Source organism: Macrococcoides caseolyticum (genome assembly GCF_002902665.1).
In the GTDB taxonomy this organism is placed as follows: Bacteria; Bacillota; Bacilli; order Staphylococcales; family Staphylococcaceae; genus Macrococcoides; species Macrococcoides caseolyticum.
The window spans coordinates 1-17,739 of record NZ_PPRM01000003.1 but is presented as its reverse complement, the minus strand read 5'-3'; the positions used below and the strand labels follow the sequence as shown (position 1 = coordinate 17,739).

At 36.4% G+C, this 17,739-nt stretch carries 16 protein-coding genes; all 16 read left to right on the top strand.

Features of this window, described 5'->3' with window-relative positions; all coding sequences use genetic code 11:
- Positions 1 to 128 precede the first annotated feature (128 nt).
- Positions 129 to 1,316: a glycosyltransferase family 4 protein gene (locus CD152_RS00665; RefSeq protein WP_103214220.1), complete on the top strand. Its 1,188-nt coding sequence runs from the start codon at positions 129 to 131 to the stop codon at positions 1,314 to 1,316.
- 22 nt (positions 1,317 to 1,338) lie between these two features.
- Positions 1,339 to 2,145, top strand: a complete 807-nt coding sequence (locus CD152_RS00660) for an ABC transporter permease (protein ID WP_086038436.1) — start codon at positions 1,339 to 1,341, stop codon at positions 2,143 to 2,145.
- A 13-nt stretch (positions 2,146 to 2,158) separates the two neighbouring features.
- Entirely contained in the window at positions 2,159 to 3,292 is a 1,134-nt protein-coding gene (locus CD152_RS00655) for a glycosyltransferase family 4 protein (RefSeq protein ID WP_086038437.1), read from the top strand.
- Complete coding sequence (locus CD152_RS00650; protein WP_101041764.1) at positions 3,289 to 3,648, top strand: hypothetical protein; 360 nt, start codon at positions 3,289 to 3,291, stop codon at positions 3,646 to 3,648. The genes CD152_RS00655 and CD152_RS00650 overlap by 4 nt, the downstream gene beginning before the upstream one ends.
- A gap of 10 nt (positions 3,649 to 3,658) precedes the next feature.
- The gene (locus CD152_RS00645; protein WP_103214219.1) at positions 3,659 to 4,297 is read left to right on the top strand and encodes a hypothetical protein; all 639 of its coding nucleotides are present in this window, start codon (positions 3,659 to 3,661) and stop codon (positions 4,295 to 4,297) included.
- A gap of 9 nt (positions 4,298 to 4,306) precedes the next feature.
- Positions 4,307 to 6,487, top strand: a complete 2,181-nt coding sequence (locus CD152_RS00640; protein ID WP_103214218.1) for a hypothetical protein — start codon at positions 4,307 to 4,309, stop codon at positions 6,485 to 6,487.
- Positions 6,459 to 7,412, top strand: a complete 954-nt coding sequence (locus CD152_RS00635; protein WP_103214217.1) for an ABC transporter ATP-binding protein — start codon at positions 6,459 to 6,461, stop codon at positions 7,410 to 7,412. Before CD152_RS00640 ends, CD152_RS00635 begins: the two co-directional genes overlap by 29 nt.
- Positions 7,413 to 7,414: 2 nt before the next feature.
- Positions 7,415 to 8,584, top strand: coding sequence for a glycosyltransferase (locus tag CD152_RS00630; RefSeq protein WP_103214216.1), 1,170 nt, complete (start codon positions 7,415 to 7,417; stop codon positions 8,582 to 8,584).
- A complete protein-coding gene (locus tag CD152_RS00625; protein WP_101152469.1) occupies positions 8,584 to 8,787 on the top strand; it encodes a hypothetical protein in 204 nt (67 codons plus the stop codon). The genes CD152_RS00630 and CD152_RS00625 overlap by 1 nt, the downstream gene beginning before the upstream one ends.
- A complete protein-coding gene (locus CD152_RS00620; RefSeq protein WP_103214215.1) occupies positions 8,788 to 10,908 on the top strand; it encodes a glycosyltransferase in 2,121 nt (706 codons plus the stop codon).
- Positions 10,909 to 11,053: 145 nt separating this feature from the next.
- Entirely contained in the window at positions 11,054 to 11,731 is a 678-nt protein-coding gene (locus CD152_RS00615) for a YveK family protein (RefSeq protein WP_103214214.1), read from the top strand.
- Positions 11,732 to 11,748: 17 nt separating this feature from the next.
- A complete protein-coding gene (locus CD152_RS00610; protein WP_103214213.1) occupies positions 11,749 to 12,462 on the top strand; it encodes a CpsD/CapB family tyrosine-protein kinase in 714 nt (237 codons plus the stop codon).
- A 17-nt stretch (positions 12,463 to 12,479) separates the two neighbouring features.
- Positions 12,480 to 14,267, top strand: a complete 1,788-nt coding sequence (locus CD152_RS00605; RefSeq protein ID WP_103214212.1) for a polysaccharide biosynthesis protein — start codon at positions 12,480 to 12,482, stop codon at positions 14,265 to 14,267.
- A gap of 25 nt (positions 14,268 to 14,292) precedes the next feature.
- Positions 14,293 to 15,318 (top strand): polysaccharide biosynthesis protein, encoded by a 1,026-nt coding sequence (locus CD152_RS00600; protein ID WP_103214211.1) that lies wholly within the window; start codon positions 14,293 to 14,295, stop codon positions 15,316 to 15,318.
- Between the two features lie 16 nt (positions 15,319 to 15,334).
- Positions 15,335 to 16,444 carry a polysaccharide biosynthesis C-terminal domain-containing protein gene (locus CD152_RS00595; protein ID WP_103214210.1) on the top strand — a complete coding sequence of 370 codons (1,110 nt, stop codon included), beginning with the start codon at positions 15,335 to 15,337 and terminating at the stop codon, positions 16,442 to 16,444.
- A 2-nt stretch (positions 16,445 to 16,446) separates the two neighbouring features.
- Positions 16,447 to 17,568: a non-hydrolyzing UDP-N-acetylglucosamine 2-epimerase gene (gene wecB, locus CD152_RS00590; RefSeq protein WP_103214209.1), complete on the top strand. Its 1,122-nt coding sequence runs from the start codon at positions 16,447 to 16,449 to the stop codon at positions 17,566 to 17,568.
- Positions 17,569 to 17,739 lie beyond the last annotated feature (171 nt).

The following is a 17,739-nucleotide window of genomic DNA, read 5'->3' as shown; positions in this document are numbered from 1 at the left end:
ATTTATCAAATGAAATTTTCTTGTTTCTCAAATTAAAAACTCCCTATAAAATTTTCACTTTTTAAGTGTCTACCTTATAGGGAGCATATCACGTTCGTATTCTGTTTGTTTTTTAATAAGGAGTTTCTATGAAAAGCATATTGCTCATCTCACAAAATTTCTATCCTGAAATCGGATCTGCAGCAAACCGTATGAAAAATATATACAATCATCTCGTGGATCATGGGTATGATGTCTATATCTTAACAACGCAGCCCTCTTACCCGAATGAGAAGATGTATAAAGATGAAAAATACTGGAATGATGAACGGTTAAATAACGTACCTGATAATAGGGTGATCCGACTAGCGATGCGTCATGAAAAACAAAAGAAAAGTATGTCATCAAGGCTTTATTATTATATTGAATTTATGCTGAAAGTACATTACTTCGTAAAGCATACCGAAAAATATTTCGATCTCATCTATGTTACAAGTCCTAATATATTTGCACCATGGGGGACATTATTTCTACAGCGTGACATCACTACAAACAAAACGATACTCGAAATTCGAGATCTATGGCCGGACAGTGTATCTGCCCTGGATAAGATGAATATCGACGTATTAATGCCGATGTTAAGATTGATGGAAAAACGGATGTATAGAAATGCAAAGAAAATTGTAGTGAATAATATGTCGTTCATTCCGCATATTCAGAAATATGTAAAAAATAAGGACTTTCTATTCCTGCCGAATGCGATTAACGATGAAGAACTTAATCTTCGACCGAAAAAAGCGGCATTCAGCGTCGTATATACTGGGAATCTAGGCTTTGCACAGGATGATAAACAGCTAGAGGAGATCGCTGTAGCACTTAATAAGAATAAAATTCCATTTAATGCGATTGTCTATGGTATACATGCCAATGACTTCAGACGATTTGTAGATGAACAGCAGCTCGAATATGTTAACGTGTTTGAAACGCTGCCAAAGTCTGAATGTCTTTCATTTACGAGTGAACATCATGTGGCACTCTCCATTCTTAAGCAATCTGAAGTATTTATGAACGTGCTTCCCGGCAAGGTGATTGACGCTCTATGCATGGAGGTGCCCGTTGTAACCAACTTAGGGGGCTTCACGCAAGCGCTGATACAGGATTATGAAGTGGGTATTAATATTGAATCCGCTTCAACTGAAGAACTGGTAGAAGCCATCTTAACATACAAAGATGATCCGTTCATACTAAGACGTCATACAGAGAACACTAAGAAAATTCGTTCTGAAATTTTTAGATGGGAGACAAATATTCATAAACTAATGGAGTTTATCAGTTAAATAAAATGAAGAGGCTGTAATTATGAAAATTATTATCGAATTGTTAGAAGCGCAGATACGCAACTTAAATCTTATTTGGAAGTTATCACGCTATACTCTTAAAAGTGAATATTCAAATCATTACCTTGGAGCATTCTGGAATATACTACAACCTCTTATGCAGGTCGTTATTTATTACATTGTCTTTGGAATGGGGTTAAGAGGAAATGCACATAACGGGGATATGAATTATTTGCTCCATCTGATTACAGGATTATTTCCATGGATCTTTATTTCCCAGGCAATTAACGCAGGGTCTAATACGATACATGCACAGTTAGGTCTAGTAACTAAGATGAAATTCCCTTCTTCTGTACTATTGTCTATTTCATACGTCATTAACTTTATTAACTTGTTGTTTACGACGCTGATCATATTTTTAATTTCATACTTTAATCACTTTGTGTCATTTGGTCATTACTTTGAGTTTCTGTATTTCATATTTGCATCCTATATGCTGATCTTTGCATTTAATCTTATTATGAGTACATTGGTCATTCTTATCAGAGATACGAAGCAGATGCTACAGAACGTGCTGCGTATGTGTTTCTTTGTCACACCGATATTCTGGGATGCAAATACGGTTTCACCTGTACTAAAGGTGATTACCATGCTCAATCCATTTGCTTATCTCATAGGAATATATCGCAATGCATTCATTGAAGGAAACGGGATGCTCTATGGGAATATCACAGATCATCTTTATTTCTGGACGTTTACACTTTTATTGCTGTATATCGGTGGGCATATTCATTATCGATTCAAGAATCGTTTAGTAGATTATTTATAAATTGAGGTGCAAAATGAAATATTTATTAATTACAAACGCTTACCCAAGTGAAGATAAGATTTATTCGAATGCATTCATCCATAGAAGAGTAAAAGCATATCAGCAGGCAGGTCTGGATATTGAAGTTGTCGTTATGACGACGAAAGTAAGATTTGATGCTGTCTATGACGGGGTCACTGTAAAGTTTCTGGATGAATTCCAGCTCGCTGATTATGTCAATGGTCATCCGTTCCATAAGCTGCTGATTCATTTTATGAATCTAAAGATGTTCCAGGCATTAAAGATGATGCACACCGTACCTCCAGTAATTATATGGATGCATGGGTTTGAAGCCGAACCTTGGTTTTCAAGGTATTACAACTTCTTATCGAGTAAGCAGTCATTTTTAGATGTAATGGAAAGAAAAGATAGTTATTACGAAGAAGTTAAAGAGATGTTTCTTGCATTGATGGATAAGGATCTGTATGATGCGACGTTTATCTATGTCTCAAAAAGCTATAAAGAAAAATATGTCGATCCATATCTCGGGAAGGTACCTGATCAATATCATATTATCCATAACCCGATTAATGAGTCTCTATTTCCGTATCGTCAGAAAAAACCGGAAGATAGATTTAACATTTGCAATATCAGACCTTATACGGCTAAGAACTATGCGAACGATATTACAAGAGATGTCATTATCGGTTTAAGCAAGAAGAAATATTTTGATGAGCTGACTTTCGAACTGCATGGTGACGGACCTTTATTTGATGATATAACGAAACCGCTTCAAAAATTCAGTAATGTCAAATTAAATAAAGCATTTGTGCAACAACATGAGATTCATGAAATTCACGCAAGAAACGGCATCTACCTTGGACCTACTAGACATGATTCGCAAGGTGTATCGCTGTGTGAAGCGATGAGCAGCGGTCTTGTGCCTATCTCCAATGATATCGGTGCGATTAAGGAATTTATTGCAGACAAGGAAACAGGGCTTGTTGCAGATAGGGATGATGTTGCAGGAATGATCGAGCGTATCGATTTTCTGGTGAACCATCCTGATGTGTTTCTGCGTCTCAGCCACAATGCAGCGCAAGCGATAAGGCGACTGACTGGAGAAGAAATGATAACGAAAAAAGAACTTGAGGTGATTGAACGATGACAAATGAAGTGAACTGGGAAGCTGCATATAATGATTTAAAGTCTCAGATTGAATTTATGATGGAAGATACGAGACAGTTACTGGTAGATAATCCTGTCAAACTAAAGATCAATAAGATTGTCGTAGATAAAGATGAGACGTTTTCTTCATTAATTGTGGACGCTTCTGGTGATACGATGATGTATGCATGCTATCTCTATCATCAAAGGTCAAAGAAAGAGCTGGTCAAGACAAAGTATCAATATAGCAACACGTTCGTATTTCAACTACCGAAAGGGAAGTACTTTGCACGTCTCTTCGTAAAAAATCGCATGACAGGACAGAAAGAAATCGATACGATTTCATTTACTGTGTAAGGGGGATATTATGACTTACGAACTGATTACGCGCTATCCTAAAGCAACGGCAACACTCAAACTAAGAGCAGGAATTGATGCAAGTATATTGAAGCATATCACTCAGCAAGTAGATGATATCGATATATTACTATCTGAAAGTTTTCCTGTTGAAGAAGGCACAGAAGACCTCGGAGATTTAGTGCATGCAACGCATGCTAAGAGATTGACACTGCGCATCCCAGTCTCTTTATTTGATACATATAAAGACAGTATCAACATTGAATATGAACTAACAGAGATAGGTAATAATGCTGCTCATGTGTTCATTGTATATAATCTAGAGAATAGAACGTTATCATCTATCAATAGCAGCAACATGATCAAGTGGTATCAAATTCAGCACTATGAAAGTCTGGAAGCGTATATAGAGGGAACAGTGAATCGCACGATATATAAAGAGATGAAACAGTACCGAAGCCAACTTGGATGGGCAAATGCTAAGATTGAACGTTATGAATCGAAGGTTCAGGCGGGTATTCGTGAAGATGAAGCGGCGAAGTATAATGACCTGATGAATAAATATAAAGATACATTAAAACGATTAAATAATCTGCGTAATTCAAGACTCGGTAGATTACAGATTAAATACTGGGATTTAAAAGGATAGGTGAAGAGATTGAACTATCAGCATGATGCAAAGCTAAGATATGATGATCTGATACGTGTACGCAAGAAAATCGGTACAATAATGGAAGGGCTGACGATCATTACTGAAGCACTGGACTATGATCACATACAATCACATTTATCCTATATTGTGATTCCACAGGATAAGGTGGTATATGATGAACTTATTCGCACTCATCGATACGACAATGTATTGGTACTATCACCTGCGAAACAACTTGATATTAAAGAAGTTCTGAAATATGTACGAACCTCACATCTAACGTTTGTAAAAGATATTAAAGATCTTATATGTTCTGATGAACCTGTACGTTTCAGGTCGAATCATATCTATGTTGCGCAACGCGTGATGAATAGTGAGCTGAACCATGTACTGAAAGATGAAGAGACTAAAGAAGATGAAGAGATAGCGCTTGCACAGACCGATACGGAAAAGCAGACGTCTAAAGTAGTTCATCCTAATGTTGTAAAGATTCATGTCGATATTGAATCTTTAAACGACTATGAACTACAGGACGGTACTGTAGAATACCCTATGAATCATCTGCTTACTAAGCTCTATGAGTTTTACGGGATTATCATACCTAAACAATTTCTAGAGACCCTTCGTTTGAAAGCGTCAATTACGGATAACCGTTTCGAAGCTATCACGGAAATGATATGTCATCATGCGTTTGTGATTACACCGCTTGCTGACATTCAGTATGTTGCTGAAGTGCGCAACCTTCTACACACTAAAGACTTAGAGACGATGCCTTCTTTAGATTATCTTAACGAAGTCGCACTATATCGTAATACTACGAGTGTCAATTCATTTATTCAGCATGTGGCGGATATCTTGTTACTCAGAATTGGTAATAAGATTGATAAAGGTGAAACAAAGCTTGAGATAGAACTAGATAAACTGAAAGCATTTAAAACGATCAACCTTGAAATTCTGAATAAAGGGCGTGCAGAGGAGCTGGTCATCGCTTACTGCTTCCCCCCATACAATGATACTTCTGGCAATGTCATGGCAAAGCGTATCTATATGGAAGGAAATAAAGTAGATATTATCTCAAATAATATGGATAGGATCCGTAAGAAGGATTACTCATTGGAAGGCATTGCAAAAGGACTGATCGATACAAATTTTATCGTTGATGCCAAACAGGCATTCAGCAGCTATGAAAGTATCGAAACATTTACGCATCTAGGCATGGAGATATTCAGCACATTCAAAGATAAATATAATAAACTATATAGCCGTGCAATGTTCCCGGCATCCCATTTCCTGGCGTATGAGATTAAACTGAGTAAACCTGAGATATACTGGCGTGCAGAATTCTCTGATCCGTTATTAACAGATGTGAAATCTGAGAATAGGTTCTCCCCGATCAGGTCTGATGAATACATTGAACATTTAAGAGAGACGCTACCTGCAGCCTATCAGCCGTTAGTCGATGACAACGTATTTAATGTGTGCGAGATATTACCATTTGCCTATGCCGATGAGCTCATATTTACAAATAGGCTGCAGCTCGAATACATTATCAGACGCTTTGACAGTGAGCTTCAAGCATCGATTCGTAAACGTGCAGTCATTTCAGCACATCCGACGTTGCCGCAGCCATTCTATCATATGGCGCAGGCGCACTATGAATATGATGAGACACAGCTCAACTTTGCATACTTCGGTAATTTTTATGATACACGTGGATTCAGAGAGCTCGAGTTAATGTGTAAATACCTGATTTTAGATGGAATTACAAACTTCAAGGTTAATGTCTTCACAAATATAAATGCGAAGACGAATGGATTCTATAACAACAGCGATTTTAAAGATTACATTAGATTGAATCCCTACTTAGATTACTTTGAGTTCTTAAATTTAACTGAGCAGATGGATATTCTGATGATTTATGATGCGCATACGAAAGGGATCAAGGATGTTAATCCGTACCTGCCATCTAAGCTCAGCGATTATCTCGGAAGCTCAGCTTACACACTGGCATTCATCGAAGAAGGCAGTATATTATCTGAACAAGTGGATGAAAAGCTGTACAAAGTAGATATGAACCATTTTTCTGCATATGGAGCAACTGTTCGAGAAATAAACAAACACCTTGATAAAGCGTTAACACTGAAAGAGGAGGTGTCTTATGGAAACAGTGAAAGTAAAGGTCAATAACGTATCTAAAGCATATCCGGTTAATCAGAGTAAAAGTCAGAAAATACTGGATATCCTTAAGTTCTGGCAGCATAAGACACATGACGATGTGTATTATGCGCTGAAAGATATCAGCTTCGAAGTGAATGCTGGGGACAGTGTTGGACTTGTGGGATTAAATGGTGCCGGTAAATCAACGCTCTCAAACCTTTTAGGAGAAGTCATCTCACCTACTGCAGGGACGATTGAAATAAACGGCCGCAGCTCACTGATCGCTATATCTGCAGGATTAAACAATGAACTATCAGGGGAAGAGAATATCCGTATGAAATGTCTAATGCATGGTCTGACTGAAGAACAGATTAATGACCGCTTTAATGATATCATCGACTTCTCTGAACTCGGAGACTTCATTAAGAAGCCAATTAAGACGTATTCCAGCGGGATGAAATCACGCCTTGGTTTTGCGATCGCTGTCCATACAGATCCAGACGTACTCATTGTGGATGAGGCGCTGTCTGTAGGGGATGACACATTTTCTAATAAATGCATCGAACGTATGAAAGCTTTTCAAGAAGAAGGGAAGACCATCTTCTTTGTCAGTCACTCTATTGGTCAGATACAGAAGATGTGCAATAAAGCGATATGGATTCATTACGGCAAAATTGAAGCGCAGGGAGACTGTATTCCGACGGTCGGTTTATATGGCAGGTTTATCAGAAGATATAATCAGTTTGATAAAGAACAGCAGCTTGCATACAAAGAAGCACAGCTTCAGAATCAGATCGGCTCGATCAACGACATACAAGTTAATAAAGAAAATGTATCTAAGAATACATTGTTCGGTCTGATCGGTGTTACAGCATTATTTATATTCAGTATGCTGTCTCAATTAAATGTAATACCACTATCTCACTATCTAAATATGTTAAAAGGAATGTTTTAACCGTGAAAAAGGTGACCATGTTTGTCTGGAACAACTTTACCAATGATGCAAGGGTGACGAGAGAAGCGAAGACACTTCAGTCACATTATGATGTCACTGTCATCGCTAAACGTGAAAATAATGAACGTCATCTCCCGCTTAAACAAAGTTATAAGGAAGGATATAATGCTGTACGTAAACATAAGACAGAGCTACCGAAATTTATAGCGGATCGCATTTATAATAATAAATTAAAGACTATACTTTTAAAGCACATGCCGAACGCCTTCTTGATGATGAAGATGATCCAGGAAGGCTTCAGGCAAGATGCAGATATTTATCACAGCCATGATCTGAATACGTTAATTCAAGGGGCTGTCTGTGCAAAATTGAGAACAGAAAAACGTATACTAATCTTTGATGCGCATGAAGTAAATACAAGCCGTACGAACTATAAATCGGGTCTCGTCGGTGCAATTGAAAAGTTTCTTATTCGATTTACGGATCGTACAATTGTAGAGAACGAAACACGTGCAACCTATCATGAGTTGCTCTATGGATATAGACCGATGTCGCTTCATAACTACTCAGAATACTATAATATAGATGAAGTTGAAGTAGTAGACCTTCACCTTAAGTATGATAAAACATTTATTTATCAAGGCGGACTACAAGAAGGTCGTGGTTTAGAACGACTACTCCGTGCGTTCAAAAAAGCGGATGTACCTGCGAATCTACTGATGGTTGGTGATGGCAAGATTCGTCATCAACTTGAATCATTAGCAAAATTTTTAAACCTTCAGGACAAAGTTACATTTACTGGTCGTGTTCCGTATGAATCTTTACGATCATATACAAAAAGTGCATATGTAGGATTTCAAATACTTGAAAATGTAAATTTCAATCATTATTCTGCATCAAGTAATAAACTTTATGAGTATATGATGGCACATGTACCTGTAATTGCCACAAATCTTCCTGAAATAAAAACGGTGGTGGAAAAAGAAGGGATAGGGCTTATCATAAAGCATGATTCAGAAGAAGAACTTACTGCAGCCATTCGTAAGATGTTTGAAGATGAAGCAATGAGAAATGCGATGAAAAAACGAATGAAAATCAGTAAAGAGCAGTATAACTGGGAGAAGGAAAAGCAGAAGCTGCTGAATCTATATCAAGATCTTGAGGTGGACTGATGACAGAACAAGAGAAGAAGATACTTGTGGAGAGTTTAAATAATGAAAGATATGCCTTAAACCAGCTTAAATATAAGGACATGGAAATCGCACTGCTAAAGAAGAAGCTCAGTCTATATGAACATAGATGGCATAAACTAATGAATCTCCTACCTGTGAAAGTATTACGCAGTGCAATGCGCTATGTAAAGGGGCTGAAATAAATGCGTATAATAAAGAGAATTCAGGAGATCGATCAATTACTATCAAAAATTGAACGTAACGAACCTTTATATATTGAAGATACAGTAGAAGAAAGCGTCCAGCCAATAAAGCATAAAGGCATATCCGTCATCGTTCCCTTATATAAGAGCCGAAAGTATTTGCACCAATTAGTAAAGAATATTAACACCTTCAAAAAAACGACGTTTGAAGTGATCTTTGTGTTGAATGGAGATGAAGACTCTGTTGAGGAAGACAAAGAGACCTTGAATTCACTTACAAAAGAATTCAAGTATCACATCATTGAATCAGGTCATGGCGCATCAATCGCCCGCAATAAAGGAATTGAAATTGCTCAATATTCTCATACGCTCTTCCTGGATGCAGATGATACACTTCATCCACACACATTATTTGAGCTAAGTAAGCATCTCGATTTCTCAAATATTTCTGTATTTCATCTCTATAATGTTCATAAAGAAAAAATAGATCAGGATAATATCATAGAAGAAGAAACCAATCAGCTTAAAGGACAGCTGACATCTGACTATATGAAACTGACTAAAATATTATCCATGAACGGCGCGAAGCTGATTCCGACACATTACTTAAAGACCATAAGGTTCGATGACACACTGACATCAGGGGAAGATGTCGTACTGATGACGCACATCATAGCACGCTTCAGACCGCTCATCAATGTCATTGACAGTACAGTATGTATCTATTATAGACATATGACCGAGCATTCGGTAAGCAGGCAGTCGATGAGCTATGCATTTAACGTTACAGATCGAATCAGTGTTATACAGGCACTCGCGCAGTTACTCGATACGGAAGATGATATATCAATAAGGCAGTTCATCATGAACCGCATGGATGCTCAGGCAGGATTTATCAATAGATATCTGCACCATGATGTGACAGCTTATCAGCAGGTGATCCAGGATTTACAGCGCATACATGCTGAATACCTTCCGTATCAAACGGTAAACAGAGGAATCGCACAGACACTATACATAGGATACTGCTTTGCACCGTATAATGATACAAGCGGTGTTATCCTCGGAAAACGCATCGCCGAACGCAAAGTACCTGCTGATGTGATCTCCAATAATATGAGCGATGTGAGAACAACAGATTACACATTAAACGAACTATCAGACCCATATATCGCGAAACATTATGGCATTAACAGCAAATCCTCCTTCAGTAACTATCAGCTGATGAATGCATTCGTGCAGCAGGGCACTAAGAAGCTAAGAAACAATACATATAAAGAAATCTATTCCAGAGTATTATGGCCTGCCAGTCATCTATTAGCATGGAAACTGAAGACAGATAATACAAGATGGATCGCAGAGTTCTCTGACCCTGTGCTATACGATATTAAGAACAAAGAGCGACACAGTAAAGTACCCTTTACCTATGTCAATAGAATAAAAAGGCAGGCACCAGTAGAATATCATCCATACATCGATAATAACCTGTATAATCTCGTAGAATTGCTCCCTTTTATATTTGCAGATGAAATCGTATTTACAAACAATAAACAGAGAACACAGATGATAAAAAGGTTTACGGAAGACATACAGCAGGCAATTATCAAGAAATCCGTCATCAGACCACATCCAACACTATGTGCACAGTACTATGAGAAGCAACGTGCACTGATCACAGTCGATAAAGCAACGTTCAATATCGGTTATTTCGGTAACTTCTATGAAACGCGTGGCCTTAAAGAAATTCAGGAATTAATAGACCATCCAGAACTTATTGAAACACTCAATCCATCAAACTTACCATTAGCATTTCATATCTTTACAAGTAGTCCTGCGAGTGTCAGACAGATGGTCAGTCTCTATGAAATGCATGAGGTGCATGTACATGAAGCATTGCCATACTTTGAATTTCTAAATGCAACGAAACAGTTCGATGCACTTATCGTTATGGATGCACACACGAAGGGGATTAAAGAAGAGAATCCATACTTGCCGAGTAAGTTAAGTGATTATAAGGGAAGCGGCGTCCCTGTGATTGCATACTGTGAAGAGGGAAGTCCGATGGATGACATGGAATCGATTCAAGGCATTAAGATTAGAATGAAAGAAGATGACGCATGATGTGTCATCTTTTTTGTAAATATTAACAAAGAATTGTAAATCATTGTATAAAAAACTTTAGGAATTTGAAATTTTAAATCTAAATTATTGAATATTATGATATTATTGAAAACATAGAAATTAAATAGGATTTTAGGAGGAAGACATGGAAGAAGTAATTGATATTTCGAAGGTTTTGAACTTATTGAAAAAGAACTGGAAGTTTATTGTGGGTCTGTCTTTGCTTGGTGCATTGTTAGCTGCTGCAATAAGTTTCTTTTTAATTAAACCGACATATTCAGCATCGACGCAAATTCTGGTGAACTCTAAAGATGATAAAACACAATTCGAGTTACAAGCTAACCAGACAGATTTACAGTTAATCAATACATATAATGAAATTATTAAATCACCGGTCATACTAGACAAGGTAGCTAAGAATTTAAATATCTCCAACGATTTATCTTCAAAGATTAGTGTCTCAAATTCAACACAATCAAAGGTAATTACAATCGCCGCAACTTCTAAGAACTATAAGGATGCAGCTAAGATTGTTAATGAAACTGCACGTGTCTTCTCTAAAGAAGTCGGGAAAATCATGAATACAGATAATGTTACTGTTCTTACAAAAGCAGATGAAGATTTAAAGCCTTCTCCAGTGAAACCAAAGCCATTAATCAACACGTTGATTGGATTAATCTTAGGATTACTATTAGCATTGGCGATAACCCTATTAAATAATATGTTAGACAAACGTGTAAGAACAGAAGAAGAAGTACAAGAGATACTAGGTTTACCAGTATTTGGTACGATTCCACACTTCGATGACAAAACTTTAAAATAGAAAGATGGGTGAATATAGTGTTTAAGAGAAAAAGTAAATCAACACAACTTCCAAAAAAGAGAAAGCTCATTACGCATTTATATCCTAAATCGCCAATAAGCGAGCAGTACCGCATGATTCGTTCGAATATCATGTTCTCAGGGATTGATCATGAAATCAAGAAGCTCGTTGTCACTTCGGCTGGGCCTCTAGCAGGTAAATCAACGACTGCTGCTAATGTTGCCATAGCTTACGCACAGGCAGGAAAGAAAGTTTTACTTATAGACGGTGATTTAAGAAAACCGACTGTCCATCATACATTTGAAACAAAGAATGTGTTCGGGTTATCGAATTTGGTTACGGATCAGATAAATGTTAACCATGCAGTTCAAAATACCCAGATAGAGAACTTATCAATATTGATCTCTGGCCCTATTCCTCCAAATCCTAGTGAATTATTAGCTTCAAATCGATTTAAAGAATTACTGTCTAACTTCGAAGAATACTTCGACATGATCATTATTGATACACCACCTGTACTCGCGGTAACAGATGCTGTAATTATGGCTACCGTGGCTGATGGCACACTTATAGTCACAAACGTGGAAACAAATAATAAGTATCATTTGGTTAAAGCGAAGGAAGTACTACAGAAATCTGACGCAAACATACTAGGAGTAGTTCTGAACAATGTTGAGCAATCATCAACAGAAGACTACTACTATTATAAATACTACGGCAAATCAAATTAACAGAAAGGAACAACTTCATGACAGCTAAAAAAAGGTTAATGTTCTTAATTTTTTTAGATTCAATCATCGTTTCACTTTCTGTCTTTTTCTGCTATTCAATTATCTTTCCATTCTTTGAAGGTGATCAACTCAATGACTTATTGGTGTACTCAGTACTTCTTCTGCTAAGCCATCATCTATTTGCATATATATTTAATCTGTATCATCGTGCATGGGAATATGCGAGCATTAATGAACTATTAGCAATCGTAAAAGGCGTTACCGCAAGTATCATATTAACGTCAATCCTTTCCTTAATTATTAATGGGCAAGTCTTCATCCGATTAATATTAATTACCTGGATGATGCACCTTATATTAATTGGCGGTTCAAGAATAAGTTGGCGAGTCCTAAGACGACATATTCTAGATAAAGATATTGAATTAATTCCAACCTTAGTTGTAGGTGCAGGTCGTGGAGGAAACTTATTAATTCATCAGATGTTATCAACACCTACAATGGGAATGAAACCTGTAGTAGTAGTTGACGATGATGTAAATAAGAAGAATATTGAATTAACAGATGGAATTAAAGTGAGAGGCACAACTGCAGATATACATAGTTTAGTAACTAAATACGATATTAAACGTATCGTAATTGCTATTCCAAGTCTGGATAAGCAAAAGTTAAATGATATACATAAAGCTGCAACTGAAACGGGTTCTGAAGTTTTAATTATGCCGAATATCGACGATGTGATGGCAGGTAAACTGGAAGTTTCCCAACTTAAGAAAGTAGAAGTAGAAGATTTATTAGGGAGAGACCCGATTCAGCTTGATGATGCTGGTATCTCAGAACAGATATCAGGAAAGACGATATTAGTTACCGGTGCAGGAGGATCTATTGGATCTGAGATTTGTAGACAGGTTGTAAAGTATAAACCAGAAAGGTTAGTTATTCTAGGTCATGGTGAAAATTCGATCTACTTAATTAATGAAGAGCTAAAAAATAAATTATTGGGTAGCGTGGAGATAATACCAGTAATTGCTGATGTGCAAGATAGAGAACGTATGTTTGAACAAATTGATAAATATAAACCTGATATTATATATCATGCTGCGGCTCATAAACATGTACCTTTAATGGAATATAATCCAACAGAAGCAGTAAAGAATAATATTATTGGAACAAAGAATACTGCCGAAGCTGCATTGAATGCAAATGTTAAAAGGTTTGTATTAGTATCAACGGATAAAGCCGTAAATCCACCTAACGTTATGGGTGCGACTAAAAGAATGGCAGAAATGGTGATACAGGCCTTAGATACTGAGAGCACTACAACGAGATTTGTAGCTGTAAGATTTGGAAATGTTTTGGGTTCTAGAGGATCCGTGATACCTAAATTTAAACAGCAAATTGAAGCGGGTGGACCTGTAACTGTTACACATCCGGATATGACGCGTTACTTCATGACCATACCAGAAGCCTCTCGCTTAGTCATTCAGGCAGGAGCTTTAGCAAAGGGTGGAGAAATATTTGTGCTTGATATGGGAGAACCGGTTAAGATTGTAGATCTAGCTAAAAATATGATTCGTCTTTGTGGCTTTAAAGAGGATGAAATACCGATTGAATTTACTGGGATCAGACCTGGAGAGAAGATGTACGAGGAGTTACTGGACGAAAAAGAAATTCATCCAGAGCAAATTTATCCGAAGATCTATATTGGGAAAGCAAATACGATAGAGCTTTCTAAGATTGAGGAGCAAATTCCAAAATTGTTAAGTAGTACGAATTTAAAAAATGATTTGCTGAAATTTATTAAGTAACTAATAGTTAAAGGAAGTGCAGAGAATGTTTGAAGGAAAAACGTTGTTAATCACAGGTGGAACAGGTTCATTCGGTAATGCTGTATTAGATAAGTTCTTACATAGTGACTTTAAAGAAATTAGAATCTTCTCACGTGATGAGAAGAAACAAGATGATATGCGTAAGAAATATAATAATTCAAAGATTAAGTTTTATATTGGTAATATTCGCGATGAGGACAGTATCAATGATGCAATGCGTGGAGTAGACTTTGTATTCCATGCTGCAGCATTGAAACAAGTCCCTTCATGTGAGTTCTTCCCTATGGAAGCAATGAGAACAAATGTAATTGGAACTGAGAACGTACTCAATGCAGCGATTCGTAATAATGTCAGTAAGGTAATCTGCTTATCTACTGATAAAGCGGCATATCCTGTAAATGCGATGGGGATTTCAAAAGCGTTGATGGAAAAAGTATTTGTTGCTAAATCTAGGACTGTAACTGAAGAAGAGACATTAATCTGTGGGACACGTTACGGTAATGTTATGGCGTCTCGCGGTTCAGTTATTCCTTTATTCATTGAACAGATTAAAGCAGGAGAACCTCTTACAGTTACTGATGGTTCGATGACACGTTTCCTTATGAGTTTAGAAGAAGCTGTTGAACTGGTTGAGCATGCATTTAAACATGCCAAGACAGGGGATATCATGGTTCAGAAATCAGATGCTTCAACGGTAGCTGACTTAGCTAAAGCTTTAAAGCAGTTATTTGAGGCGGATAATGAAATTAAGATCATCGGTACGCGTCATGGTGAGAAGAAATATGAGACGTTGTTAACAAAAGAAGAGTGGGCTAAATCCGAGGATATGGGCAACTATTATAGAATACCAGCGGATTCAAGAGATTTAAATTACTCTAATTATGTTGAAGAAGGTTCTGATGAAATAACAGAAGCGAAAGAATACAATTCCGATAATACACATATCCTTTCTGTAGAAGAGATTAAAGAGAGATTGTTGACTCTAGAATATGTCCGTAACGAGCTAGCTAACTTTAAAAGTTGTAAATAATTAAAGGAGCAATGATATGAATATTGTAATTACAGGAGCTAATGGTTTTGTAGGTAGAAATCTTTATCAGGAACTTGTAAAAGAAGATAAGTACAATGTAATAAAAATTACTAGAGAAACAACTGATGAATTTTTAAAATCATCATTAAGAGAAGCAGATTTTATCTTTCATCTTGCAGGTGAAAATAGACCAGAAACGGAAGAAGGATTTATTGAAGGAAATGTTAACCTTTCTGAAAAGATAATAAAGTATACAAAAGACAATCCTAAAAAACCCGCAATTGTTTATTCTTCTTCGATACAAGCAGAGAAAGATAATCCGTATGGCCAAAGCAAGAATAAAGCTGAACAGTTATTTGAAGCTTTGAGAACCGAGAATGGAAATGAAGTTTATATCTATAGATTGAACAATCTATTCGGGAAATGGTCTAAACCAAACTATAATACTGTAATTGCAACGTTCTGTCATAAGATTGCTAGAAATGAAGAAGTACAAATCAATGATCCAAATGTTGAACTTACTTTAAATTATATTGATGATGTACTAGATGAGTTTAAACGTGCACTTCAAGGTAATCCAACAATAGTGGATGGATTTGGCATTGTTTCGAATGAACATAAGGTAAAGTTAGGTTATATCGCTGAAACGATAAAACAGTTTAAACAAGATAGGGAAGATAGAACATTACCTAAGCTTGATGACGCATTTATTAAAGCGCTATATAGTACATATTTATCATTTCTTCCTGAAGATGAGTTTAGTTATCCGTTAACTACACATAGTGATCATCGTGGCTCATTTACAGAGTTTCTAAAAACACCTGACAGAGGGCAAGTGTCAGTAAATATCTCGAAGCCTGGCATTACAAAGGGACAGCATTGGCACCATACTAAAAATGAAAAATTCTTAGTAGTGTCTGGCAAGGGCGTAATCAGATTCAGAAAACCTGATTCTGACAACATCATCGAATACTTCATATCTGGAGATAAGCTTGAAGTAGTAGATATTCCTGTTGGTTATACACACAATATTGAGAACCTTGGCGATACTGATATGGTCACAATCATGTGGGTAAATGAAATGTTTGATCCAGAAAAACCTGATACATATTACTTGGAGGTATAAAAATGAAAAAATTAAAAGTTATGACTGTAGTGGGGACAAGGCCTGAAATTATCAGACTTTCAGCAGTGATTAATCGCCTGGAGAATTCTGAAGCAATTGAACACGTACTAGTTCATACAGGGCAAAACTATGATTATGAATTGAACGAAGTGTTCTTCAAAGATTTTAAATTACGTAAACCTGACTACTTCTTAAATTCTGCGAAAGGTACTGCAGTTGAGACAATTGGAAACATCTTAATTGGAATTGATCCAGTGCTTGATGAAGTACAACCGGATGCTTTCTTAGTATTAGGGGATACAAATAGCTGTTTATGTGCGATTGCTGCGAAACGTAAGAAAGTACCAGTATTTCATATGGAAGCTGGTAATCGTTGTTTTGATCAACGTGTTCCTGAAGAAACAAACCGTAAAATCGTAGATCATATTTCAGATATTAATTTAACTTATAGTTCTATTGCCCGTGAATATTTATTGCGAGAAGGTGTACCATCAGATCGTGTTATTAAGACGGGTAGTCCAATGAAAGAAGTTATTAATTCTCGCTTAGAAGATATTGAAAAATCAGACGTACTTGAAAGATTAAACCTTAAATCAGAAGAATACTTTGTAGTATCTGCACATAGAGAAGAAAATATTAGCTCAGATAGAAACTTTAATAATCTAGTTGAATCTTTAAATCTTATTGCTGAAACATATAATAAGCCGATTATTGTGAGTACACATCCTAGAACACAAAAACGTATCGATGAACTAGGAATTGAATTTAATAAAAATGTACAAACTTTAAAACCACTTGGATTTAATGATTATATTAAATTGCAAAAAGAAGCGAAGGTTGTATTAAGCGATAGTGGCACAATCAGTGAGGAGACAGCGATTCTTGGGTTAAGATCATTGAATATCCGTGAAGCACACGAAAGACCTGAAGCAATGGAAGAGGCTTCTACAATGATGGTTGGATTAGAACCTGAACGCGTAATGCAAGGCATTGCTGTTGTTGAGCAATCTGGAAATAAGAGCAGAATTGTAGCAGACTATAGTATTGATAATGTATCAGAAAAAGTTGAGAAAATTATTATTTCATATACAGATTATATTAATAGAAATGTGTGGAAGAAATGAAGATAGCAATAATAAGTAGTGCTAATATTATGCATATGACATTAATTAATCATTATTTAAAACTAATTAACTTAGAAAATCATGAGCTAGATATTATTTATACGGATAAATATAATATGGATGAAGAAATAAAAGTATCTAATAAATTCAAATACTTTGTCGATATAAAAC

Excerpts from the sequence above, each read along its gene's own strand:
- CD152_RS00645 (WP_103214219.1), top strand. The coding sequence starts at position 3,659 with ATGACTTACGAACTGATTACGCGCTATCCTAAAGCAACGGCAACACTC.
- CD152_RS00655 (WP_086038437.1), top strand. The coding sequence starts at position 2,159 with ATGAAATATTTATTAATTACAAACGCTTACCCAAGTGAAGATAAGATT.
- wecB (WP_103214209.1), top strand. The coding sequence starts at position 16,447 with ATGAAAAAATTAAAAGTTATGACTGTAGTGGGGACAAGGCCTGAAATT.
- CD152_RS00660 (WP_086038436.1), top strand. The coding sequence starts at position 1,339 with ATGAAAATTATTATCGAATTGTTAGAAGCGCAGATACGCAACTTAAAT.
- CD152_RS00665 (WP_103214220.1), top strand. The coding sequence starts at position 129 with ATGAAAAGCATATTGCTCATCTCACAAAATTTCTATCCTGAAATCGGA.
- CD152_RS00605 (WP_103214212.1), top strand. The coding sequence starts at position 12,480 with ATGACAGCTAAAAAAAGGTTAATGTTCTTAATTTTTTTAGATTCAATC.
- CD152_RS00650 (WP_101041764.1), top strand. The coding sequence starts at position 3,289 with ATGACAAATGAAGTGAACTGGGAAGCTGCATATAATGATTTAAAGTCT.
- CD152_RS00620 (WP_103214215.1), top strand. The coding sequence starts at position 8,788 with ATGCGTATAATAAAGAGAATTCAGGAGATCGATCAATTACTATCAAAA.
- CD152_RS00600 (WP_103214211.1), top strand. The coding sequence starts at position 14,293 with ATGTTTGAAGGAAAAACGTTGTTAATCACAGGTGGAACAGGTTCATTC.
- CD152_RS00595 (WP_103214210.1), top strand. The coding sequence starts at position 15,335 with ATGAATATTGTAATTACAGGAGCTAATGGTTTTGTAGGTAGAAATCTT.
- CD152_RS00615 (WP_103214214.1), top strand. The coding sequence starts at position 11,054 with ATGGAAGAAGTAATTGATATTTCGAAGGTTTTGAACTTATTGAAAAAG.
- CD152_RS00635 (WP_103214217.1), top strand. The coding sequence starts at position 6,459 with ATGGAAACAGTGAAAGTAAAGGTCAATAACGTATCTAAAGCATATCCG.
- CD152_RS00625 (WP_101152469.1), top strand. The coding sequence starts at position 8,584 with ATGACAGAACAAGAGAAGAAGATACTTGTGGAGAGTTTAAATAATGAA.